We start from the raw sequence: 22,141 nt of genomic DNA on the forward strand, positions 1-22,141 counted from the left end.
AGAAGCCTAGACGCCCAGCCTCCCCGTCACGGCCTTCACCACGGGCGAGCCGTTCGCCCCGTCGAAGGCGTCAATCTCCTCGATGAAGCGGTCGAAGAGGTAGCGGCTGTCGTGCGGCCCGGGGCTGGCCTCCGGGTGGTACTGCACCGAGAAGACGGGGTAACGGCTGTGCGCCATGCCCTCCAGCGTGCCGTCGTTGAGGTTGACGTGCGTGGCGACGAACGAGCCGTTCGGGATGGACTCGATGTCCACCGCGTACCCGTGGTTCTGGGAGGTGATCTCCACGTTCCCGGTCAGCAGGTTCTTGACGGGCTGGTTCCCGCCCCGGTGCCCGAACTTCATCTTGAAGGTCTGGCCGCCCGCCGCCAGCCCCAGAATCTGGTGCCCCAGGCAGATGCCGAAGGTGGGCAGCAGGCCCATCAGTTCCCAGGCGGTCTTGTGCGCGTACTCCAGCGGGGCGGGGTCACCGGGGCCGTTCGACAGAAAGAGGCCGTGCGGCTGAAGGGCCATGATCTGCGCCGGGGTGGTGTGCGCCGGAACGACGATGGGCTCGATCCCGACCTCCGACAGCCGCTCGATGATGGTGTGCTTGATCCCGAAGTCCATCAGCACGACCCGCTTGCCGTGCCGCAGCGTGGGGAAGGCGTAGGGCAGCGGGGTGGTGACCTCCCGCGTCATGTCGTGCCCGTCGATGTCCTGATGGTCGCGGGCGCGCTGGACGTAGACCTGCTCCTCGGCGGGGGTGAACTCGCCGTAGGGGTCCCCGGGGTGAGTGTACGAGCGGTGGGCGATCACACCCTTGACCACGCCGCCCGTCCGCAGCCGCCGCACGAGGGCGCGGGTGTCGATCCCCTGGATGCTCACCACGCCGTACTGCTGCATGAAGGCTTCAAGCGACTGCTGCGCCCGGTGGTTGGAATACTCGCCCGAAAACTCTCGGGAGATGAAGCCGCGCACGTACGGCTTGTTGCTCTCCATGTCGTAGATCGCCACGCCGTAGTTGCCCACGTGGGGATAGGTGATCGTCACGATCTGCCCGTTGTACGAGGGGTCTGTCATGATCTCCTGGTAACCCGTCATGGAGGTGTTGAAGACCACCTCGCCGACCGTCTCGCCGCGGTGCCCGAAAGCGTAACCGCGGTACACCGTGCCGTCTTCCAGGGCCAGGATCGCCCGTTCTTTTCTGATCATAGATAAGCCCTCCATGCGCGCCTCACGGGACGCGCTTCATGGTCGGCGCCGGTCACCAGCGGTACTGGACCGACGACTGACCGATGATGACACCGCCCTGCAAGGAGCGTTGTGACGTCATGCCGTCATACCGGTTGATGAGGTCGGCGAAGACATTGGAGAAGCGGCCGAGCATAGGGTCCGCGTTCCCGCCGGTCGTCGCCGCAGCAAGGGCGGCCTGGAAGTCCGCCGCGCTCAGGTCCGGCAGGTTGCGGCCATAGCTCCACCCCGCCGCATTCGTCAGGTTGATGCCCGCAGCCCGGAAGGCGTCGCTGGTGCCAAGCGTCGGGGCACCCCCGGCGAGGGCGGCCCGCAGCGCCTCCTCGTTGTAGGCCGTGACGAGATAGTCGCCGCGGAAGCCGTACACCATCTTCAGGCGGCCGAGAGCGTTCGTCAGGTCCTCCAGGCTGCGGTTGGCGGTGTTCAGGGCCGCGGCTTCCGCTGGGCTCTGCTCACCGGAGGTCAACGACCCAGTCAGCCCCTTGAACAGGCCCCCGAGGTTGCCTTTCAGCCCCGCCAGGGCAGCGTTCACGCTCGCGGCGTACTCGGGCAGTTGCGCTTCCGCGGCGGCGCGTTCGGTGACGCGCTGGTAGGTGACGGAGTACCGCAGGGCAGCGAGGGGATCGTTCGTGTTCAGCCCCGCCCGGCTCCCGCCCGCCAGGGTGACCCGGGCGCACTCGTCCCCCAGATACTGGCTGCTCCGTTCCAGGTAGTTGGCGAGCTGGCTGTCCGTCAGGAACCCGAAGGGCTCCAGCAGGTCCACCCGGGTGAGCCAGCGGGCCACATACGCGGGCTGCTCAGGGGCGCACGCACTCGCCGACACATTCTCAGCATCAGCGGGAATCACGTCCTGCACGCGGAAGTTGGTGGTGTGGGTCAGGATGCGGCGCAGGGGCTGATCCTTGCCCTGCGCGTTGGGCACCTGGGCGCTGCGGGCCGTGAGCCCCGCCGCCGTGGTTGTGAAGCCCGCCGCGTACTGCCCCAGCGTGTCCACCGCGTCCACGATGGGCGAGAGCAGCCGGGGCAGCCCGAAGCGCGCGAACTGCCCCCGAACGACCTTCGCGATCCCCGAGAAGTTGAGGAAGAGGCTCAGCTCCTGGTTGCCCACCGTCCGCGTAGGTGTGGTGTAGGTCGCGGAATCGCCCAGTTTCGGGGCAGCCTTGCCCCCCAGCCGCCCCAGGTAATTCATCAGCAGCGTCTTGTCGGTGGAGAAGTAGACCAGGCCGCCCGCCTGCCCAGCGAACACGTTCCCCGCCCGCACGAGGGGATACGCTCCCACCCGCGCCCCGGGTACCTTGGGAAGCTGCGCCCCGAAGAACTCGGAGGCGAGGTCGCCCGCCCGCGTGACGCCCAGCACTTCCGGCGAGAAGTTGGACCCCTGGCCCACCGTGAACACCCCGAGCGCCGCTTCCTGCCCCAGCGAGTCGGCCAGGATCGCCTGAAGCCCCTGGACGGTCTGCCCCGCCTCCCCCTCGGCGTCCACCCCCAGCGCACGTTCCAACAGACCCGCGACACGTCCAAAGGTGGGCGCGGCGTTCCGCGTCTCCAGGGTCAGGAGAGCCCCCGCCGGAAGTTGCTCGGCCAGCGGGGCAGCCCCGGCAGCGGAGACGGCGAGGAGCGTGGTCAGGGCAGCCGTGAGGGGAAGTCTCATAGCCCCCATCCTAGCCGTGAGCTCGGCATACTGGGGACGCACATCTGCCTCACTCCAGCTCCTTGTACATCGCAATCTCGTTACAGTTCTCGAAGAACGCACACCGCTGGCACTCGCTCCAGACCTTGGGGTGCAGGTTCGTCTTCTCGATCCGGGTAAAGCCGCACTTCTCGAAAAAGCCCTGCTGGTATGTCCAGGCGAAGAGGGCGGGGAGGGCGATCTCGCGCGCCTCGGCCTCGCAGGCCTCGACGAGCTGTTTGCCCAGCCCGCGCCCCTGCATGTTCGGGTGAACGGCCAGCCCACGCACCTCCGCCAGGTCGGGCGCGAGCATGTGCAGGCCGCACACCCCCGCCAGCCCCCCAGGCTTTCCCTCGTGCCCCTCGGCCAGGACGAGGTGGAAGTCGCGGATGGTCTCGGCGAGCAGCGCCTTGGAACGCACCAGCATCAGCCCGCGCGCCGCCCAGTAGCCGATCAGCTCGTGGATGGCGTCGATGTCGCTCAGCCGCGCCTTGCGGGTGGAGAGCGGGGCCCCCGAGTGCAGGTCGGGAATGGCGATGGAGTCCAGGGTGAGGAGGGTCATGGGCGACCCCCGGGGGTGGATTGAAGGTCAGGAGCGGTGAGAACGCCTCTCCCTCCGGCCCACCCCCAACCCGCAGTTCCAGTTACGCCTTGCTGGCGTTGCGGTCCAGCGGGCGCATCCAGGTTGTGCCGCCGGGGCGCTCGCTGCGGGCGCGGTAGGCGCGAATCTGCGGGGCATCGGGGAGTTCGCCCATCACCACGGCGAGGGGCACCTGCTGGAAGCCGAAGTTGCTCCAGTCTCCGCCCTTGCTGAACATGTAAATCGCCCGGTCGCCGCGTCCCTGGGCGAACTGAATGGCGCTCATGACCAGCCGGCGGCCCAGCCCACTCCCCCGCGCGCCCGGCAGCACCGCCGCGCCTCGCAGCAGGGAGGCGCCGTCCCCGTGCTCCAGGCCGATGGCGCCCACCGGCTGACCGCCCCGCGTGGCGATCCAGTAGGTCGTGCCGTCGGCGAGTGCCGCCTCGGTTTCCAGCCCGGCTTCCTGCATCACGCGGGTGACAGTGTCCTTGTCCTGGGGACCAGCGAGGCGAATCTGAATGTTCGGGTCGGTCATGGAAATGTCCTCCGGGGGGGGTCGTGCCGGGGTCACCCACGCAGGTGTCCGGCGCGGCTGAATTGTGCGTGCGCGCAGCATAGCGCACCCCGCCGGGCAGGAGGGTCGGGGCGTGTTCAGGCACGGCCAGCCTCCCCGGCGGGCACATTCAGGGTCCGTTTCCAGGCCACCTCATTCTTGATCCAGCCGCGTTGCAGCCCGCTGAGGACCTGGGGCGTGTGGGGCAGCGCCGCTGCGAGTTCAGCCACGGGCACCTCCTCGAAGCCGAAGGACTGCCAGAACGGCCCCGCGTCGGTGGAAAACAGGTAGACCGCGCGGTCCCCCCGCAGGGTGGCGTAGGTCAGGGCCGACTCCGCCAGCGCCCGGCCCAGGCCCTGCCCGCGCGCCCCCGGCACCACGGCGGTCGAGCGGATCAGCGAGGCGTCCTCGCCGTGTTCCAGGCCGATGCAACCGCCCGGCACGCCGTCGAGTTCGGCGATCCAGTAGGTGGACCCGTCCAGCGTCACGGTAATGGTGCCCCGATCGCTGCTCAGGCCCACGGCCAGGATGAGGTCACGCAGGGTGTCGAGGTCGGCCCCGGTCGTGGCCTGACGGAGTTTGACGTGCATGTCAGTGAGGGTCATGTCGGAGGCCTCCGGGAGGAGAGGGAAGGTATAAATTCAGGTCGGCTCGGGAACGGCAGGCTCCCCAGGTCGTCGCTCGGCCTCCCGCGCCGCCGCCTTAAGGAAGTACCGCAGCCCTGCGCCCGCTGCCGCGTCCGTGTTCCAACGAGGAATGACGTGCAGGTGAACGTGCGGGATGTGCTGACCACCCGCCGGGCAGACGTTCCAGCCCACCGTGTACCCGTCTGGCTGGACGGTCGCGTCCAGATGCGCCCTCACCTCGGCGAGCAGGGCGTGAGCCGCCGCTACTTCCCCCGGCGTCATCTCGAAGACGGTCGGGCAGGGGCGTTTGGTCACGATGATCCCGGAGAACGGCAGTCCCTCGGCGTACTGGGGGGCGAGTTGGCTGTAGACGCACAGGTCGTTCTGGATGGTGAAGCCGTCGGCGGTCAGCCGTCCGGCCACGTCCGGCACGAGCGGATTCTCCCCCGCGTGCGCCAGCCAGTGCGCCCACTCCTCCTCCCGCTTTTCCAGGAGAGTGCCGTCCAGGTTCACGGTCACCTTCACGAGAGCGCCGCCTTCGCCATTTCCACCTGCTCGCGCACACGTTCGGGAGCCGTGCCGCCGTAGCTCCGGCGCGACTTCACGCTCTCCTCGACGGTGAGGGCACGGGCCACATCGGCGCTCAGCAGGGGGTGGGCGGCCCGCAACTCCTCGTCGCTCAGGTCCCAGAGCTGCCGCCCGGTGCGGCTGGCAAGGCCCACCAGCCCGCCCACGACCTCGTGCGCCTCGCGGAAGGGCACGCCCGAGCGGGCCAGGAAGTCGGCGAGATCGGTGGCGGTCGAGAAGCCCCGCGCTGCCGCCGCCTTCGTCACCTCCGCGTGCCAGACCGTCTTCGGCAGCATGTCGGCGTACAGGCGCAGCACGATGCTCAGGGTGTCGTACGAGTCGAACACGCCCTCCTTGTCCTCCTGAAGGTCCTTGTTGTAGGCGAGAGGCGTGCCCTTCACGACCGTCAGCAGGCCCATCAGGTTCCCGAAGACGCGGCCTGCCTTGCCCCGCGCGAGTTCGGACACGTCGGGGTTTTTCTTCTGCGGCATGATCGAGGAGCCGGTCGTGTGCGAGTCGGGCAGTGTCAGGAAGCCGAACTCGAAGGTCGAGTAGAGGATGAGTTCTTCGGACAGGCGAGAGAGGTGCGCGGCGAGAATGGCGCTGGCCGACATGAATTCCAGCGCGAAATCGCGGCTCCCCACTCCATCAAGGGAGTTGGCAGTCGGGCGCGAGAAGCCGAGAGCAGCAGCGGTCGCGTGGCGGTCAATGGGCCAGGGCGTCCCCGCCAGGGCAGATGAGCCCAGAGGCGACTCGTCCATCCGGCCAGCGGCGTCCCGGAAGCGGCCCTCGTCGCGCTCCAGCATGGCGGCGTAGGCCATGAACCAGTGACTCAAGAGGATGGGCTGCGCGACCTGAAGGTGCGTGTAGCCGGGGAGAATGACCGCCTCTCCCCCTTCCGAAGTCAGGTGCTGCTGCGCCTCCGCCACTATCACGGCCCGCAGCGCCCGCGTCTTTTCCGCCAGATCGAGCGCCGCCTCCTTCGTGAACAACCGGAAGTCCACCGCCACCTGATCATTGCGGCTCCTGGCCGTGTGCAGCTTGCCCGCCACCGGGCCGATCCGGTCACGCAGGGCCGCCTCGACGTTCATATGTACATCCTCGCGGTCGAGGCGCCACTCGAACGTTCCGGCGCGGATGTCGGCGAGGACGGCCTCCAGACCGTCCTGAATCTGCGTCACCTCGTCGGGGGTCAGGATGCCGACCTGGCCCAGCATCACCACATGGGCAAGCGAGCCGCGAATGTCCTGCTCGGCGAGGCGCTGGTCGAATGAGACGGAGGCATTGAAGAGTTCAACGAGGCCGTCGGTAGCCTCAGCGAAACGGCCGCCCCAGAGTTTCTTGTCTTGTGTGCTCGTCATTGTTCTGCATCCTTGGCATGAACCGAACGGGGTCGCCGCTCGGACGCCCCCTCACCCCTGGTGGGAGAGAAGATGGCTTTTACCAGCACCACTGGCGGCGGGCTCGCCGGGTTCGCATGCGCGTACACCACCGACTCGTCCACCCGGTAGCCCAGGCGCTCGTAAAAGGGGATGACGGCAAGGTTGTACTGGCTCACGGCGAGCAGGACGCGGCCGTACCCGTCCCGGGCAGCGACCTCCTCCACCGCGCGCACCAGCGCCGCGCCGATGCCCCGTCCGCGCCTCTCCGGGCGGGTGGCGAGCTTGTTGAGGGTCAGAGTTTCCGCACCGTCGGGCCGCCAGCCGACGCAGCCGACGGCCTCCGCCCCATTCCAGGCCAGGAAGCCGCCGCCCTGGCCCAGGCTCCAGGCCACGTCCTCCACCCGCGTGCGGCTCCAACTGCTGCGCGGGTCCATACCCGCCGCCATCATCACCGCGTGAAAGGCGGGGGCGTCGTCAGGGGCGGCGGGGCGCAGGGTAAAAGTCACGCTGTCGCCTCCAGCGTTAGGGGCGGCTCGTTCGTGTGCGCGTCCCCAGCAGTCGCCAGACGCACCCTATATCCCTGCGACAACTTCATCTCAGACCTGCGCGGGTTCCTTCTGCTCGGCCTTCGCCTCCACCCGCGCCTGCACCCGCATCCGCAGGGCGCTGAGCTTGATAAAGGCCCCCGCGTCGTGCTGGTTGTAGTCGCCGCCCGCCTCAAAGGACACGAGGTCCTTGTCGTACAGGCTGCGCGGCGCCCGGCGGCCCACCACGATGCAGTTGCCCTTATAGAGCTTCAGGCGGGCGGTGCCGGTGACGCTGCGGGCCACGTGGTCGATGTAGACCTGAAGCGCCTCGCGCTCGGGGGCGAACCAGAAGCCGTTGTAGATGAGTTCGGCGTACTTGGGGCTCAACGCGTCGCGCTGGTGCAGCACCTCGCGGTCCAGGGTCAGGCTCTCGACGGCACGGCGGGCGTGGTAAAGCAGCGTGCCGCCGGGCGTCTCGTACACCCCGCGCGACTTCATGCCCACGAAGCGGTTCTCCACGAGGTCTACGCGCCCGACCCCGTGCCGCCCGCCGATCTCGTTCGCCCTCTGGAGCAGGGCGGCGGGAGTCAGCCGCTCCCCACCTATGGCCACCGGGTCGCCGTTCTCGAACTCGACCTCGACGTACTCGGGCTCGTTCGGCGCCTCCTCGGGGCTGACCGTCAGCTTGAACATGTGGGCGGGCGGCTCGGCCCAGGGGTCTTCGAGGATGCCGCCCTCGTAGGAGATGTGCAACAGGTTGGCGTCGGTGCTCCAGGGGTCCTTCTGGGTGGTCGGGACGGGGATGCCGTGCTCGTGGGCGAAGGCCTCCAGGTCGGCGCGCCCCTGGAACTCCCACTCACGCCAGGGGGCCACGGTCACCACGTCGGGCTTGAGCGCGTAGGCGGTCATCTCGAAGCGCACCTGATCGTTGCCCTTGCCCGTCGCCCCGTGCGAGACGGCGACGGCGCCCTCTTCTCCCGCGATCTCGACCATCTTCTTGGCGATCAACGGGCGGGCGATGGAGGTGCCCAGGAGGTAGTAGCCCTCATACAGCGCGGCGGAGCGGAACATCGGGAACACGTAGTCGCGCACGAACTCCTCGCGCAGGTCGAGGGCGTAAGCGGCGACCGCGCCCGTGTTCAGCGCCTTGACCCGCGCCTCCTCGACCTCGTCGCCCTGGCCGAGGTCGGCGGTGAAGGCCACCACGTCGTAGTCCCGCTCGGTCTGGAGCCACTTCAGGATGATGGAGGTGTCGAGGCCGCCGCTGTACGCGAGCACGATCTTGTCTCTGGCCTGGCCCTGCTGTTCGTTCGTCATGGTGTCATTCTCTCCGGGGTGATGAGGGGACGGTCCGGGACACGCAGACACCCCGGCACGACGCGCCCGGCCTGTCCACTGGGGAAGGCCGGGGCGTCAGCGTCGGGGGGTCAGGGTCAGCATGTTTCTGTATGGATATACGCCAGAGCGTATGTCTATGCAGAAGGGTAACAGGCCCGCGCGGGGGGGTCAAGGGGAGTTGGGCCGGGGGACGGCACAGCGTCCCCCCAACCGGAAAGGGGCCGGGGGGACGGAGGGCGGACCTTTAACGGAACTGGTAATCCAGCCCAACGCGAGCCCCAAAGCCGAATCCGATACCGCTGTTGGCTGTGGACAGGCCGAGAGTCGGGCCAGCGTTGACCTCGCCGAAGACGTTGAAGGGACCCGTCACGTTGTACCGCACACCCAACAGGCCGTGGGGGTAAGCGCTGAGGCCAAGGTTGGCCCCCACCGACACGCTGGCACCCAGCCCCGCCCCGTAGTAGGGGGTCAGACCACCCAGGCTGAGGCCGCTGAAGTTGTTGAGGTACGCCACCTCGCCACCCACGCCGATGCTGCCCCCCCGGAAAAGGTTCAGACCGGTCAGGCCGAAGCGCAGGTTGGAGCCCGTCTGGTAATACAGCCCGGCCCCGCCCGCGCCCAGGCCGACGAAGCCGCCAAAGGAATCGGCGGCGGCGGAGGAAACGGCCGTCAGGGCCAGGATGCCAAGCAGAGCCTTCTTCATAGGTGGAGCATAGTCAAAAGAGGGTGCGCCGAAAACCGGCTGACCTTTAAGGCTTACCGGCCTGACTTTGTTTTTTCATTCATGCTTTATTCGGTCACGCCCACTTCGGCCGGGCGGCTTAACCGTTCCAGGGCCTGTTCCAATTGGGGACGGGATTTGCAAAACGCCAGGCGAAGGAGCCCCCGGGGGGCCGGGTGATTCAGGTAGAAGGCCTCGCCGGGGATGAGGGCCACCCCCGCGTCACACACTAGGGCCTCCGCCTGCCAGCCAGGGCGACGGGCGGTGAGAAAATAGGTGCCACGCGGCTCGAAGACGGTCGCCCCCAGGTTGCGCAGCCCCTGAGCGAGCAGCCCCAGCCGTTTGCCATATTCGTCCCGCAGCCCCTCGTAAAAGCCCTCCCGCCGCGCGACGGGCAACGCCGAGGCCACGGCTGTCTGAAAGGGCGTCGGGGTGCAGAACGAGCCCACCTGCCGGATCGCCGCGATATTTCCCGCCAGACCGGGAGGACAGGCCACCCAGCCGACACGCCAGCCGGTCGCCTCCAATCGCTTGCCCGCGCTGCCCACGGTGAACGTGCGCTCCGGCGCGAGTTCCCGCAGGGCCACCGGCCTCTCCCCGAAATACAACTCGTCGTACACCTCGTCGCTGACGATCCAGAGGTCGTGTTCGCGGGCGAGGGCGACCAGGGCGTCCAACTCGGCGCGGGAGAACACGGTCCCGGTCGGGTTGTAGGGGCTGTTCAGGAGCAGGGCGCGAGTGCGGGGCGTGACGGCGTTTCGCACAGCGCTCAGGTCGAGCGTCCAGCCCTCCGCGTCATTTAACTGCATGGGCACAGTGACGGGCACGGCCCCCGCCAGCCGCGCCTGGGGCACATACACGTCGAACACCGGTTCGAGCATCAGCACCTCGTCGCCGGGGCCGTACAGGGCGAGGGCGAGGATGTTCAGCGCCTCAGTCGCTCCCGAGGTCACGACCACGTCGGCGCCGTCCACCCCCAGGTCCGCGCCGACGGCGTCCCGCAGCGCGGGCAGGCCCGCCGGGGGCGCGTACTGGTCATTCACCCCCACGGCCCGCCGCGCCGCGTTGAGGAGGAAGGCGGGCGGCGGGTCGGAGGGGAAACCCTGCCCCAGGTTCACCGCGCCGTATTGCACGGCAAGGCGGCTCATGTGCGCGAACACGCTCTCGGAGGACGACCGGGCACGCGGCAGGAGTTCAGGCATGGGTGCAGTCTGGGCGCTCGGGGAGAGGAAGTGTAGAGCATGGGTCAGACAGGAACGTGGCGCCCTATCCTCTTCCCCGTGCCCCCCTTCCCGCGCGGCCTGACGCTGGGCCTCACGCTGATCGTCGCCATCGGTCCGCAGAACGCCTTTGTGCTGCGGCAGGGGCTGACGAGGAGGTACGCCCTGCTGGCCGCGCTGGTCTGCTCGCTGACCGACACGCTGCTGATCGCGTTCGGCGTCCTGGGAGTCGGCACCCTGCTGGCCCAGTCCCCGGTGCTGGTCGTGATCGGAACGCTGGCGGGCGCGGCCTTTCTGCTGTGGTACGGGTGGCGTTCCTTCCACTCAGCCAGACATCCGGGGACTCTCCAGACAGAGGGGCAGGTCGCTCATACCCCCGGCACCGTCCTCGTCACGGCCGCCGCCTTCAGCCTCCTCAATCCCCACGCGATCCTCGACACGGTGGTCCTGATCGGCGGGGCGAGCGCCGGGCTGGGCGGCGCGGGCCGGAACGCCTTCCTCCTCGGCACAGTCCTGGCTTCATGGACATGGTTTTTCGGCCTCGCCCTCCTTGCGGGCCGCTTCGCGCCGCTGATGCGTTCGCCCCGGGCGTGGCAGGTGCTGGACGTGCTGATCGGGGTGGTGATGTGGACGATAGCGGCTGGGCTGGTGCGGGGAGTGCTGCCGGTGGGCTAGGGCCGCTGGAGCAGCACGGTTGCCCCCGGACACGCGGGCAGCAGGGTGCGACCTCCCGCCACGCTCCTGCATAACCTTGCAGGTTTCCCACCTTCCCCATTTCCTGGCGTGTTAGGCTCCCTTTCTGGAATGCCCAAGCGCACTGACCTCCAGACCATCCTGATTCTCGGCAGCGGCCCCATTCAGATAGGGCAGGCGGCCGAGTTCGACTATTCGGGCACGCAGGCGCTCAAGGCGCTGAAAAAAGAAGGCTACCGACTCGTGCTGGTGAACTCCAACCCGGCGACGATCATGACCGACCCCGACCTCGCCGACGCCACCTACCTGGAGCCGCTGACGCCCGAGTTCGTCCGCAAGGTCATCGAGAAGGAGCGCCCCGACGCCCTGCTCCCCACCCTGGGCGGGCAGACGGCGCTGAACCTGGCGATGGACCTCAATGCCAACGGCACCCTCGCCGAGTTCGGGGTGGAACTCATCGGCGCGAACGCCGAGGCCATCCACAAGGGCGAGGACCGCGAGGCGTTCCAGGCCGCGATGAAGAAGATCGGCGTGGAGACGGCGCGCGGGAAGATGGTCCACTCCATGGAGGAGGCCGTCGACTACCAGAAGGAGATCGGCCTCCCCATCGTCATCCGGCCCTCCTTCACGCTGGGCGGCACGGGCGGCGGCATCGCGCACACCTACGAGGACTTCCTGAAGATCACGGAGGGCGGCCTACGCGACTCGCCGGTCCATTCGGTGCTCCTCGAAGAATCCATCCTGGGCTGGAAGGAGTACGAGCTGGAGGTCATGCGCGACCACGCCGACACGGTGGTCATCATCACGAGCATCGAGAACTTCGACCCGATGGGCGTGCATACCGGGGATTCGATCACGGTGGCCCCGGCGCAGACCCTCAGCGATGTGGAGTACCAGCGGCTGCGGGACCAGAGCCTCGCCATCATCCGCGAGATCGGGGTGGACACGGGTGGCTCCAACATCCAGTTCGCGGTCAATCCCGACAACGGGCGCGTCATCGTGATCGAGATGAACCCGCGCGTCAGCCGCTCCTCGGCGCTGGCGAGCAAGGCGACCGGCTTCCCCATCGCCAAGATCGCCGCCCTGCTCGCGGTGGGCTACCACCTCGACGAGCTGCCGAACGACATCACCCGCGTCACCCCCGCCGCCTTCGAGCCCACCATCGACTACGTGGTGACGAAGATTCCGCGCTTCGCCTTCGAGAAGTTCCCCGGCACGCCCGACGCGCTGGGCACCCAGATGCGGAGCGTGGGCGAGGTCATGGCGATTGGCCGCACCTTCAAGGAGAGCGTGCAGAAGGCGCTGCGGAGCATCGAGGCGGACGTGCGCGGAACATTTGCGGCCATGTCCGACGACGAGCTGCGCGGCCTGCTGTACGGCAACCCGCGCCGATTGGAGGCCGTGCTGGAATTGCTGCGGCGGGGCGAGCGCGTGGCGGCGCTGCACGACGCGACGAAGATCGACCGCTGGTTCCTCTCCCAGCTTCAGGAGATCGTGGACGCCGAGAAGGAAATCCTCGACCTCGGTCCTATCCAGGGCTGGAAGTATGAGATCTGGCGCGAGGTCAAGCGGCTGGGCTTCTCCGACGCGCGGCTGGGCGAACTCGTGGGGCTGAGCGAGCTGGAGGTCCGCGAACTTCGCAAGGCGGCGAAGGCCACCCCGGTCTACAAGACAGTGGACACCTGCGCCGCCGAGTTCGAGGCGTACACGCCCTACCACTACTCGACCTACGAGTGGGAGGACGAGGTGACGCCGACCGACAAGCCCAAGGTGGTGATCCTGGGGAGCGGCCCCAACCGCATCGGGCAGGGGGTGGAGTTCGACTATGCGACCGTCCACGCCGTCTGGGCGCTTCAGGAGGCGGGCTACGAGACGATCATGGTCAACTCCAACCCGGAGACGGTCTCCACCGACTACGACACCGCCGACCGCCTGTACTTCGAGCCGCTGACCTTCGAGGACGTGATGAACATCGTCGAGCACGAGAAGCCCGTCGGCGTGATCGTGCAGCTCGGCGGGCAGACGCCCCTCAAGCTCGCGCGGCGGCTGGCGGACGCGGGCGCCCCCATCATCGGCACCCCCCCGGCGACGATCCACGAGGCGGAGGACCGCGCCTCCTTCAATGCCCTGTGCGAGCGGCTGGAGCTGCCGCAGCCCCGGGGCAAGGTGGCCGAGACGCCCGCGCAGGCGCGCGAACTCGCCGCCGAACTCGGCTTCCCGCTGATGGCCCGGCCCTCCTACGTGCTGGGAGGCCGCGCGATGCGGACGGTCCGGAGCATGGAGGAGCTGACGACCTATCTGGACGAGGTGTATGCCGCCGTCGAGGGGCAGCCGTCCATCCTGCTCGATCAATTCTTGGAGGGCGCCCTGGAACTCGACGTGGACACCCTCTGTGACGGGGAGCGGGCCGTGGTGGCGGGCATCATGGAGCACGTCGAGGCCGCCGGGGTCCACTCGGGCGACAGCGCGTGCGTGCTGCCCCCGGTGACCCTCTCGCCCGAATTGATCGCGCGGGTGAAGGCCGACACGGAACGCCTCGCCCTGGAACTCGGCGTGCGGGGCCTGATGAACGTGCAGTGGGCGGTGAAGGAGGGCACGGCTTACATCCTGGAGGCCAACCCACGGGCCAGCCGCACCGTGCCCTTCGTGAGCAAGGCCGTGAACCACCCGCTCGCCAAGAGTGCCGCCCGGATCGCCGTGGGGCAGACTTTGGAGCAGATCGGCTTCACCGGGACGCCCACGCCCCCCATGTACTCGGTCAAGGAAGTCCACCTGCCCTTCCTGAAGTTCAAGGGCGTGCTGCCCGTCCTCGGCCCGGAGATGAAGAGCACGGGCGAGAGCATGGGCATCGACGCGGACCCGTACCTCGCCTTCTACCGCGCGGAGCTGGGGGCCAAGAGCAACCTGCCCCGGGAGGGGACGGCGCTCCTCCTCGGGGACGGTCTGGACGAGGTGGCCGCCACGCTGGAAGGCGCGGGGCTGCGGGTGATCCGCGAGCAGGAAGGCGATACACTCCCCGACCTCCTCATCGACGTGACCGCCTCGCCGCTCCTCCGCACCGCCCTGGAACGCGGCAAGCCCATCGTCAGCACTCTTGAGGGCGCAGTGTGGACGGCGAAGGCGATTGCCGCCGCAAAGGGCAAGGTGCTGGGCGTCCGGAGCCTCCAGGAGTGGCAGAAGCTGGAGCCGGTGGCGTACTGAGGCGTGCCAGGGGTGGACCCAGGGGCGAAGTGCTTCTGGGTCCATCTCTTTGTCACCCTTCCAGGCCAGCGCATCGGTGCAAGTTGCACCTGGGGACGGTGTGTTGAGCTGGGCGGGGCTTAACTCCAGTCCTCTACAACACAGAGCAAGGGCGGACAGCCTGAGCCATCCGCCCCCCGAAGCTAGTTTGGTTCAGCCGCCCGAGGTGGTCGTGTTCGCCGCGGCTGGACCGCCGATCCGCGAGAACAGGACGACCGTCAGGCCCCTAGTCTCATAAGCGCGCACCACAACACGCTCGCCGCTCCGCTCGAAGGCCAGGACCGGACCCTCCGGGTAGCCGGGGCCGAGGGTGGTGGTGCCTGCTGTCCCTGTCGCCCCTGTGGTTCCAGCGGTACCCGTGGTCCCAGTTCCGGTGGTGCCCGTCGTTCCGGCCGTGTCCGTGGTCCCGGTTGCGGCGGTGCCCGTGTCGGTCGTGCCTGTGGCTCCCGTCGTGGTGCCAGCGGTCCCGGACGCGTCGGTGGTTCCAGTCGTGCCCGCCGTTCCAGTCCCAGTGGTGGTCGTATCGGTCGTGCCAGTTGTCCCCGTGGTCCCGGTCGTTCCCGTCGTACTCGTGTCCGTGGTGCCAGTGCCCGTCGTTCCGGTGGTGCCCGTCGTGCCAGCAGTTCCCGTATCCGTGGTTCCCGTGCCCGTGGTCCCGCTGGTTCCCGTCGTGGTGTCGGTCGTCCCAGTACCCGCGGCGCTCGTATCGGTCGTCCCCGTTCCGGTCGCGGTGCCAGCGGTCCCCGACGTGTCGGTGGTGCCCGTCGTTCCAGCGGTCCCAGTCGTATCCGTCGTTCCTGTTCCCGCGGTACTTGTATCGGTGGTTCCAGTAGTGCCCGTCGTTCCGGCTGTACCCGTGGCGTCAGTCGTTCCGGTCGTGGCCGTGCCCGTCGCGCCCGTGGTGCCAGCTGTTCCCGCTGCCCCGGCTGCTGTGGCGGCAGGGGTCAGGGGTGACGAGGGATCGACGGCCGTGAAGCCCGCGCCCGTGAAGGCCTGGGCATAGCTGTCCAGGGCGTTGGCGACCGAGCCCCGGTAGATGACCGCGATGCCCGTAAAGGTCCTGACGCTCCGGATCGGCGTGGCGCCCTGGAGATAGGGCAACGTCAGCTCGCCCGAGGACAGCGTGAGGATCGTTTGGGCGGGGAGGGCCTGCGTGGTCGCGTCCGTAGTGGACGGGGTCGCTGGGGTTGTCGTCTGATCCGTGGTCTGGGTCGTGTTCGTCTGATCCGTCGTTTGATTTGTCGTATTCGTTTGATCCGTCGTCTGGGCCATCGCCAGACCCAGGCTGAGCAGCAACGTGACGGTCAGCAGTGTACGGCCTCTGGGTGTCCTCATGCTAAGCCCTCCCCATCATCAGTGCATTGCTTGGAATTGAGCGGTGCGGCGCCTCCCACCCTCTCAGGGGCAGCGTAGACGTCCTGGATGTGAAGGTCTGGCTACTCGGCCCAGTGTCCCTTTGCACCGGGCTCACATCCCAGCGCGCCTCTTTCGAGAGCCCTGAGATAATCTCCGCCCAACCTTCAGACTGCCTACTTGGGTACATTCATGCCGTTTCCCCCAGGCAGGTTAGGGGCTCCTGCGGCAGTGTAGGGCTGACGGGCAGCCCTCCGTCCCCGGCGCTGTACGAGCCGAAGGCCAGCAGGAAAATTGCCTGGCACGGGGTGAGGTCACGGGAACGACCTCAGTGAAGGTGGACTTGAAGGCGGGCACACCTTCCCCTCGCCGCCGCCGCCTAGCCTGCGGTATGACTGACAAGGGAAACGAGGCCGAGCGGATGCAGGAAGCCTACGCCGAGCGTCAGGAGCGCGAGCTGGAGACAGGCAGCACGAGTGCCGGGGGCGCGGGCAGCACGGGCACGCCGGGCAACACCAAGGCGGGCGCGGAGACCACCGACGCGGCGGACGGCGGCGAACGCTCCGGGGCCACCGAGAGCTGACGGGCCGTGGGGCCGGGAGGGGGCCGCCCACTCGTCCGGGTTCGGCCCCCTCCCCTCTTCACCCCAGCAAGTCTCCAATCGCCCGCACGGTACGCCAGTTGCGAACGGTGGCCAGTTGCCGCAGGGGGGCGAGGTCCAGCCTGCTCTGCCCCAGCCCGTTCGGGGTGTGCAGATAGAGTTCTCGGCCCGAACATGCCCAGGTGTCCTCCCCAAAGGAGCGGGCTCTGAGAGCGTTCAGACGAGCGGGGTCGGGTTCATGGTGCAGGAAGGCGACATGGACCTTCGTGCCGTCCGCCGCCGCTTGGGACGGGTAGGGATTGCGGGGAGCGAGGGTTGCCCACTCCTCAGCGCTGCGGAGCATTACGTCCACCGGGAAGCCGAAATCCTGCCGGAGGGCCTGCTCGATGGCGTCCCGGTCGGGGGAGCCGTCCCCAAAGACGACGTTGCCGCTCTGGACGTACGTTCTGACCTCCGGGAACCCCAGACGTTCGAACGTGGCCTTCAGGTCCTTCATGGGCACCCGGCGGTGTCCACCAACGTTGATACCCCGCAGGAGGGCGACGTGTCGCATGGGCCCATTCTTTCAGGCTGACCAAAGGTCGGGTGCGTCACGCCCTGCTATCCTCCGCGGATGCGTCACCTCGTCAGACTGCTGGCCCTCTCCGTCACGCTGCTGGGCCTGTCGGAGGCCGCGACGGCGGTCACGACCACCTCGGCCAACCTGCGGCGCCTGCCCAGCACGAATGCGGGCGTGCTGGGCGTCGTTCCGGGCGGCACGCTGCTGCTCGTCGCCTGCCAGGACCAGTGGTGCCGGACCACCTATGGGGCGCAGGCGGGGTACGTGGCGCGTTCGCTGGTGCGGCCCGTCACCGGCAGCGCGAGACTGGCCGGACAGGGCACGGTGTACTACCGCTCCTGCGCGGCGATGCGGGCGGCGGGCGCGGCTCCCATCCGGCTGGGGCGCCCGGGTTACCGCACCGGCCTGGACCGCAACCACAACAGCGTGGCCTGCGACAACGGCGACTGAAGTTCGGGGAGATGTGGGGCGGCCCCGCCTTACCTCTACTTGCGAAACAGCTTCAGATACGCCCCATACCCCTGCGCCTCCATCTGCTCCAGCGGCACGAAGCGCAGCGCCGCCGAGTTGATGCAGTAGCGCAAACCGCCGTGCTCCTGCGGGCCGTCGGGGAACACATGGCCGAGGTGCGAGTCGGCGAGGCCGGAGCGGACCTCGGTGCGGGCGTAGCCGATCTTGTAGTCGGTGTTCTCGGTCAGGGCCACGTTGGGAATCGGCCGGGTGAAGGAGGGCCAGCCACAGCCCGCGTCGTACTTGTCGAGGGAACTGAAGAGGGGCTCGCCCGACACCACGTCCACGTAGATGCCGGGCTCGTCATGGTCCCAGTACTCGCCGGTAAAGGCACGCTCGGTGCCCTCGTGCTGGGTGACGCGGTACTGCATGGGCGTGAGCCGCTCGCGCAGTTCCTCGTCGCTGGGCTTGACGAAACCGGACGTCACGGGGTTGGAGGTCATGGGACGAGTGTAGGACCCGGGGGCGGCTCAGAATAGGATGAGCCTTCCTCCACGGATGCCTGACCAGCCCAATGGTGTGCCCATCCCTTGCTCTGTTTTTTAAAGCGGGACATCATGGCCCCATGACCCTCTTCACTCCCTCCTCTCCCGACAAGCTGCGCGTGGATATCTGGTCGGACATCGCCTGTCCTTGGTGCTACGTCGGCAAGCGGCGCTTCGAGGCGGCCCTCTCCGAATTCCCCCATCGGGACCGGGTGGAGGTCGTGTGGCATTCCTTCGAGCTGGACCCGTCGGCTTCCTCTCAGCCCGGCCAGTCCATGCGCGCGATCCTGGCGGGCAAGTACGGCGGCGGTGAGGCCCGGGCGCAGGGGATGCTGGACTCCATGACGCAGACCGCGGCGGGCGAGGGGCTGGAGTACCACTTCGGGCGCGTGCAGCCCACGAATACCTTTGAGGCCCACCAGCTCATCCATCTCGCGGCGGAGCGGGGCCTTCAGGACGCGATGAAGGAGCGCCTGCTGCGCGCTTTCTTCGTCGAGGGCGAGTTCCTGGGCGACCGGGAGGTTCTGGTGCGGCTGGCGTCGGAGGTCGGCCTGAACGCGGAGGAGGTGCGCGCGGCCCTGGAGAGCGGCCAGTACGCCCAGGCCGTGCGGCAGGACGAGGCGCAGGCCCACGCCCTCGGCATCAACGGTGTGCCCTTCTTCGTGCTGGGGGGCAAGTATGGGGTGAGCGGCGCCCAGTCCCCCGAGGTGCTGCGCGGCGCGCTGGAGCAGGTGTGGGCCGAGACGCACCCGGCGCCCCTGACCCTGCTCGCGGCCGACACGACCGCCGAGAGTTGTGAGGACGGTCAGTGCGCCGTGCCGCAGCGGGAAGCGGCGGACACGCGGGGCTGAGCGACTCTCCTTAACGCCTTCCCAGAAGCCAGCGCAGGAGCATCTGGGTCAGGACCAGCACCGCGGCGAAGCCCAGCGCTGACAGCGGTGCCCGCACTCCGAACAGCGCCACGCCCGCCAGCAGCGCGATCAGGGCCGTGGCCGCCAGGCGCGTCTGCCCCAGATTCCCCGGTCCCAGTCTCAACAACCACCCCAGACCCACCAGGCCCGCGAAGACCACCCCCAGGTCGAGCGGGTCGCGCCTTTCCAGCCAGGTCAGCGCGAGCAGGGCGGCGGCCAGCAGCAGGAAGACCAGGGCGGGCCTCAACTCAGCGGCTCCACACGTCGCAGCGGTGCTCCTGCCGGAAGTCGGTGCGCTCCCCGATGAAGGCGGGCTGGAAGGTCAGCAGGTTGTTCCGGGCGGGGTCGAAGCGGGGCCACTCGGGTAATCCCCTGGCGTTGGGGTTGCCGAAACGGGCGAAGTTCGCCCAGTAGGCGCGCATCGTGCGGGCGAGGTCGGCCTGGGCGGGCGTGAACTTCGCGGGGTCCGCCAATCCCTCCAGCCGCGTGCCGAACACGCTGATGATCTCGGCGGCGTGGTAGGCGCCGTAGCTCGGAACGGACGTAGTGGGCTTGAGTTCGATGGGGGCCGTCCGGTCACGGAACTCGTAGGCATAGACGGGTGTGACCCGGGCGAGATCACGGGTGATGTCGTTCACCGGGCAGGCGAAGAGGCCGTCCGTCACGAGGGCGGAGGCGGCTAGGCCCACCGTCGGGTAGTTGCGGGTGAGGTAGTTGGCGAGCACGCGGGGCGTGTTCCATTTCTCCAGCACGGCCACCAGGCCCCAGAACTGCCACAGCGGAATGTCCCTGCCGTTCTGCGCGAGAGGGGCGACGAAGAGGGTGCCCTCGTCGAGGTTGCCGCCGATCAGGATGGGGACCCGGTTGACCTGCCCACCCGCAAACGCCTCCCCCGGGGAGCGGGGCAGCACCGCGTCCCCGTAGACGGGCGGGAGGGCGACCGAGCCCGGGGCGCGGCGGCCCGGAACGGGGGTATTGAGCAGCCGCTCGGCGGGCACGGCCCGCAGGCAGGCGGCGTCCCCCTCCGGGCAACCCAGGGCGCGGGCGTAGTCGGAACCCGTCTTCAGCGCCTCGACGAGGGAGGCAGTGTTGATCTCCGGCGTGCAGGGCCCGCTCTGGAGGATGGCCCTCTCGAAGAGGCCCGCCGCCCCCGGCGAGGTGAGCTGATCGCACACGCTCATGCCGCCCGCCGACTCGCCGAACACGGTCACGTTGGTGGGGTCACCCCCGAAGGCCGCTGCATTTGCCCGCACCCAGCGCAACGCGGCCTGCTGGTCGAGGAGGCCATAGTTGCCGACCGTCCGCCCCTCCAGCAGCCCCGGCGCGGCGAGAAAGCCCAGCGCGCCCAAGCGGTAGTTGACGGTCACCACGACCACCCCCTGCTCGCGGGCGAGCACCCGGCCGTCGTAGTCGCTGCCCGCCCCGCTGCGGAAGGAGCCGCCGTGAATCCAGACCATTACCGGGGCGCGGGTGGCGTTCGCGGGGGCGTAGACATTGAGGAAGAGGCAGTCCTCGGAGCCGCGCGTGGCGCTGCCCCCAGTCAGGGCCCGCTGGAGGCACGCATCGCCCGGCCGGGACGCGTCGCGCTCGCCCACCCAGATCGGGGCAGGTTGGGGAGACCTCCAGCGCCGTTCCCCGAGGGGCGAAGCCGCATAGGGGATGCCCTGCCACACCCGCACCCCAGCGTCCTGTCGGCCCACCAGCGTGCCTTCAGTGACCTGGATGCGGACGGGAAAGCCGGGCGCGGCGGGGGGGGCCGACTGCGTGGTCGGCGGCAGGGCCGGGGCGGGGGCGGTAGTATCCTGCGCCCCGGCGACGGTCAGCGTGAGCAGCGCGGCGGTAAGCAGGCTGGGCGTGCGCGTCATGCGCTCAGCGTAGGGAGCCGCGCACCCCAAATCTATGGGAAGTGCTTCAGGCCGGGTTGGGCGTCAGGCCAGGCTGCGGGGCGGGGCCCTCGTCGTCGCTGGGGGTGGAGGCGGGGCCGTCCAGAGTGCCCCCCGCCAGCGCGGTCTGCACGTCCTCGCCCGTCAACGACTCGCGGGCCATCAGCGCGTCGGTCAGGCGGTGCAGCACGTGGGCGTGTTCGGTGAGCAGGGTGACCGCCCGCTCGTACTGCGCGTTCAGGATGCGCGCGAGTTCCGAATCGATGCGTTCGGCGGTGTGGTCGCTATAGACCCCCTGCTGCGGCCCATAGCCCAGATAGCCCGCGCTCTCCTGCGCGAGCGCGAGCTGCCCCACCTCGCTCATGCCCCACTCGGTCACCATGCGCCGCGCCAGCCCCGTCGCCTGTTGGAAGTCGTTCGCCGCCCCGGTCGTGACCTGCCCGGTGGCGACCTCCTCCGCCGCGTGCCCGGCCAGCGCCACGCAGATGCGGTCGAGCAGCGCCGCCCTGGTGTGATGCATGCGGTCTTCCGGCGTGTACAGCGCCGACCCCAGCGAGCGCCCCCGCGGAACGATGGTCAGCTTGTGCGCCTTGTCCGCGTGGGGGAGGAGTTGAGCGGCGAGGGCATGGCCGACCTCGTGGTAGGCGGTGACCTTGCGGTCGGCTTCGCGGACCACCAGGCTGCGCCGTTCCGGTCCCATCAACACCCGGTCGCGCGCCTCCTCCACATCCCGCATCACGATCCGCACCCGCCCCGCCCGTGCTGCTCCCAGCGCCGCCTCATTCAGCAGATTCTCCAGGTCCGCACCGACCATCCCCGCCGTTCTTCTGGCAATGATGCCCAGATCAACGGAAGGATCGAGCGGTTTCTTGCGGGCATGAATGCGCAGGATCATTTCTCTGCCCCGCACATCCGGCGCGTCCACCACCACTTGACGGTCGAACCGTCCGGGACGCAGCAAAGCTGCGTCCAACACATCGGGTCGATTGGTGGCGGCCAGGATGATCACTTCCTGCCCGCTGCCAAACCCATCCATCTCCACCAGCAGTTGGTTGAGGGTCTGTTCGCGTTCGTCGTTGCCGCCTTGCAGATTCACCCCACGCTTGCGGCCCACCGCATCGATCTCGTCGATGAAGACGATGCAGGGCGCGCTCTTGCGCGCCTGCTCGAACAGGTCCCGCACCCGCGCCGCGCCCACCCCCACGAACATCTCCACAAAGTCACTGCCACTGATGGAGAAGTAGGGCACTTTGGCCTCTCCGGCCACCGCCTTGGCGAGCAAGGTCTTGCCACTGCCGGGAGGGCCGACCAGTAAGACACCGTGGGGGATGCGGGCACCGAGTTGGTGGTAGCGCTCGGGGTGACGCAGGAAGTCCACCACTTCTTGCAGGTCCTGCTTGGCCTCGTCACACCCCGCCACGTCCTGAAAGGTCAGCTTCACCTGCCCTTCGGCGATCACCGCCGCTTTCGACTTCCCGAAATTACTGGCGGCA

General features: G+C 68.6%; 22 protein-coding genes. 5 read left to right on the forward strand and 17 right to left on the reverse strand.

Annotation, left to right across the window (positions count from 1 at the left end; genetic code table 11):
- Positions 1–6 precede the first annotated feature (6 nt).
- The 11 genes from carA to F784_RS0104435 form a co-directional block, all read right to left on the reverse strand.
- On the reverse strand, positions 7–1,191 hold the full coding sequence (gene carA, locus F784_RS0104385) for a glutamine-hydrolyzing carbamoyl-phosphate synthase small subunit (RefSeq protein ID WP_019585490.1): 1,185 nt from the start codon (positions 1,189–1,191) through the stop codon (positions 7–9).
- A 52-nt stretch (positions 1,192–1,243) separates the two neighbouring features.
- Positions 1,244–2,881, reverse strand: a complete 1,638-nt coding sequence (locus tag F784_RS0104390) for a hypothetical protein (protein WP_019585491.1) — start codon at positions 2,879–2,881, stop codon at positions 1,244–1,246.
- 49 nt (positions 2,882–2,930) lie between these two features.
- Positions 2,931–3,461 carry an N-acetyltransferase gene (locus F784_RS0104395; protein ID WP_019585492.1) on the reverse strand — a complete coding sequence of 177 codons (531 nt, stop codon included), beginning with the start codon at positions 3,459–3,461 and terminating at the stop codon, positions 2,931–2,933.
- Between the two features lie 82 nt (positions 3,462–3,543).
- Positions 3,544–4,014: a GNAT family N-acetyltransferase gene (locus F784_RS22290; protein ID WP_019585493.1), complete on the reverse strand. Its 471-nt coding sequence runs from the start codon at positions 4,012–4,014 to the stop codon at positions 3,544–3,546.
- Positions 4,015–4,130: 116 nt separating this feature from the next.
- Entirely contained in the window at positions 4,131–4,637 is a 507-nt protein-coding gene (locus F784_RS0104405; RefSeq protein ID WP_019585494.1) for a GNAT family N-acetyltransferase, read from the reverse strand.
- A gap of 36 nt (positions 4,638–4,673) precedes the next feature.
- Positions 4,674–5,183 (reverse strand): HIT family protein, encoded by a 510-nt coding sequence (locus F784_RS0104410; RefSeq protein ID WP_019585495.1) that lies wholly within the window; start codon positions 5,181–5,183, stop codon positions 4,674–4,676.
- Entirely contained in the window at positions 5,180–6,586 is a 1,407-nt protein-coding gene (argH, locus tag F784_RS0104415; RefSeq protein ID WP_019585496.1) for an argininosuccinate lyase, read from the reverse strand. Before argH ends, F784_RS0104410 begins: the two co-directional genes overlap by 4 nt.
- The gene (locus tag F784_RS0104420) at positions 6,583–7,113 is read right to left on the reverse strand and encodes a GNAT family N-acetyltransferase (RefSeq protein WP_019585497.1); all 531 of its coding nucleotides are present in this window, start codon (positions 7,111–7,113) and stop codon (positions 6,583–6,585) included. The genes argH and F784_RS0104420 overlap by 4 nt, the downstream gene beginning before the upstream one ends.
- Positions 7,114–7,203: 90 nt before the next feature.
- Positions 7,204–8,451, reverse strand: a complete 1,248-nt coding sequence (locus tag F784_RS0104425; protein ID WP_019585498.1) for an argininosuccinate synthase — start codon at positions 8,449–8,451, stop codon at positions 7,204–7,206.
- Positions 8,452–8,716: 265 nt separating this feature from the next.
- Entirely contained in the window at positions 8,717–9,175 is a 459-nt protein-coding gene (locus F784_RS0104430; RefSeq protein ID WP_019585499.1) for a hypothetical protein, read from the reverse strand.
- Positions 9,176–9,261: 86 nt separating this feature from the next.
- Positions 9,262–10,395, reverse strand: coding sequence for a pyridoxal phosphate-dependent aminotransferase (locus F784_RS0104435; RefSeq protein ID WP_019585500.1), 1,134 nt, complete (start codon positions 10,393–10,395; stop codon positions 9,262–9,264).
- Between the two features lie 78 nt (positions 10,396–10,473).
- On the opposite strand from F784_RS0104435, the gene F784_RS0104440 reads away from it, so the two are divergent.
- Positions 10,474–11,088 carry a LysE/ArgO family amino acid transporter gene (locus F784_RS0104440; protein WP_040382402.1) on the forward strand — a complete coding sequence of 205 codons (615 nt, stop codon included), beginning with the start codon at positions 10,474–10,476 and terminating at the stop codon, positions 11,086–11,088.
- 129 nt (positions 11,089–11,217) lie between these two features.
- Complete coding sequence (carB, locus tag F784_RS0104445; protein ID WP_019585502.1) at positions 11,218–14,307, forward strand: carbamoyl-phosphate synthase large subunit; 3,090 nt, start codon at positions 11,218–11,220, stop codon at positions 14,305–14,307.
- Positions 14,308–14,499: 192 nt separating this feature from the next.
- On the opposite strand, the gene F784_RS22295 is transcribed toward carB, so the two are convergent.
- Positions 14,500–15,681, reverse strand: coding sequence for a hypothetical protein (locus tag F784_RS22295; RefSeq protein WP_019585503.1), 1,182 nt, complete (start codon positions 15,679–15,681; stop codon positions 14,500–14,502).
- A gap of 409 nt (positions 15,682–16,090) precedes the next feature.
- Here F784_RS22295 and F784_RS0104455 point away from each other — a divergent pair, with 409 nt between their 5' ends.
- Positions 16,091–16,282, forward strand: coding sequence for a hypothetical protein (locus F784_RS0104455; protein ID WP_019585504.1), 192 nt, complete (start codon positions 16,091–16,093; stop codon positions 16,280–16,282).
- A gap of 58 nt (positions 16,283–16,340) precedes the next feature.
- Here the strand turns inward: F784_RS0104455 and F784_RS0104460 are convergent, their stop codons facing one another.
- Positions 16,341–16,853, reverse strand: a complete 513-nt coding sequence (locus F784_RS0104460; protein WP_019585505.1) for a DUF1697 domain-containing protein — start codon at positions 16,851–16,853, stop codon at positions 16,341–16,343.
- Between the two features lie 60 nt (positions 16,854–16,913).
- Between F784_RS0104460 and F784_RS0104465 the strand changes: the two genes are divergently transcribed.
- Positions 16,914–17,309 (forward strand): excalibur calcium-binding domain-containing protein, encoded by a 396-nt coding sequence (locus tag F784_RS0104465; protein WP_019585506.1) that lies wholly within the window; start codon positions 16,914–16,916, stop codon positions 17,307–17,309.
- Between the two features lie 35 nt (positions 17,310–17,344).
- On the opposite strand, the gene msrB is transcribed toward F784_RS0104465, so the two are convergent.
- Complete coding sequence (gene msrB, locus F784_RS0104470; protein ID WP_019585507.1) at positions 17,345–17,812, reverse strand: peptide-methionine (R)-S-oxide reductase MsrB; 468 nt, start codon at positions 17,810–17,812, stop codon at positions 17,345–17,347.
- A 122-nt stretch (positions 17,813–17,934) separates the two neighbouring features.
- On the opposite strand from msrB, the gene F784_RS0104475 reads away from it, so the two are divergent.
- Positions 17,935–18,705: a DsbA family oxidoreductase gene (locus tag F784_RS0104475; RefSeq protein WP_019585508.1), complete on the forward strand. Its 771-nt coding sequence runs from the start codon at positions 17,935–17,937 to the stop codon at positions 18,703–18,705.
- Between the two features lie 10 nt (positions 18,706–18,715).
- On the opposite strand, the gene F784_RS0104480 is transcribed toward F784_RS0104475, so the two are convergent.
- The 3 genes from F784_RS0104480 to ftsH all read right to left on the reverse strand — a co-directional run.
- Positions 18,716–19,012: a hypothetical protein gene (locus tag F784_RS0104480; RefSeq protein ID WP_019585509.1), complete on the reverse strand. Its 297-nt coding sequence runs from the start codon at positions 19,010–19,012 to the stop codon at positions 18,716–18,718.
- Between the two features lies 1 nt (position 19,013).
- Positions 19,014–20,630, reverse strand: a complete 1,617-nt coding sequence (locus tag F784_RS0104485) for a carboxylesterase/lipase family protein (protein ID WP_019585510.1) — start codon at positions 20,628–20,630, stop codon at positions 19,014–19,016.
- A 46-nt stretch (positions 20,631–20,676) separates the two neighbouring features.
- A partial coding sequence (ftsH, locus tag F784_RS22300) for an ATP-dependent zinc metalloprotease FtsH (protein WP_019585511.1) occupies positions 20,677–22,141 on the reverse strand: 1,465 nt, incomplete at its 5' end.

Origin of the sequence: Deinococcus apachensis DSM 19763, from assembly GCF_000381345.1 — a bacterium.
Classification (GTDB): domain Bacteria; phylum Deinococcota; class Deinococci; order Deinococcales; family Deinococcaceae; genus Deinococcus; species Deinococcus apachensis.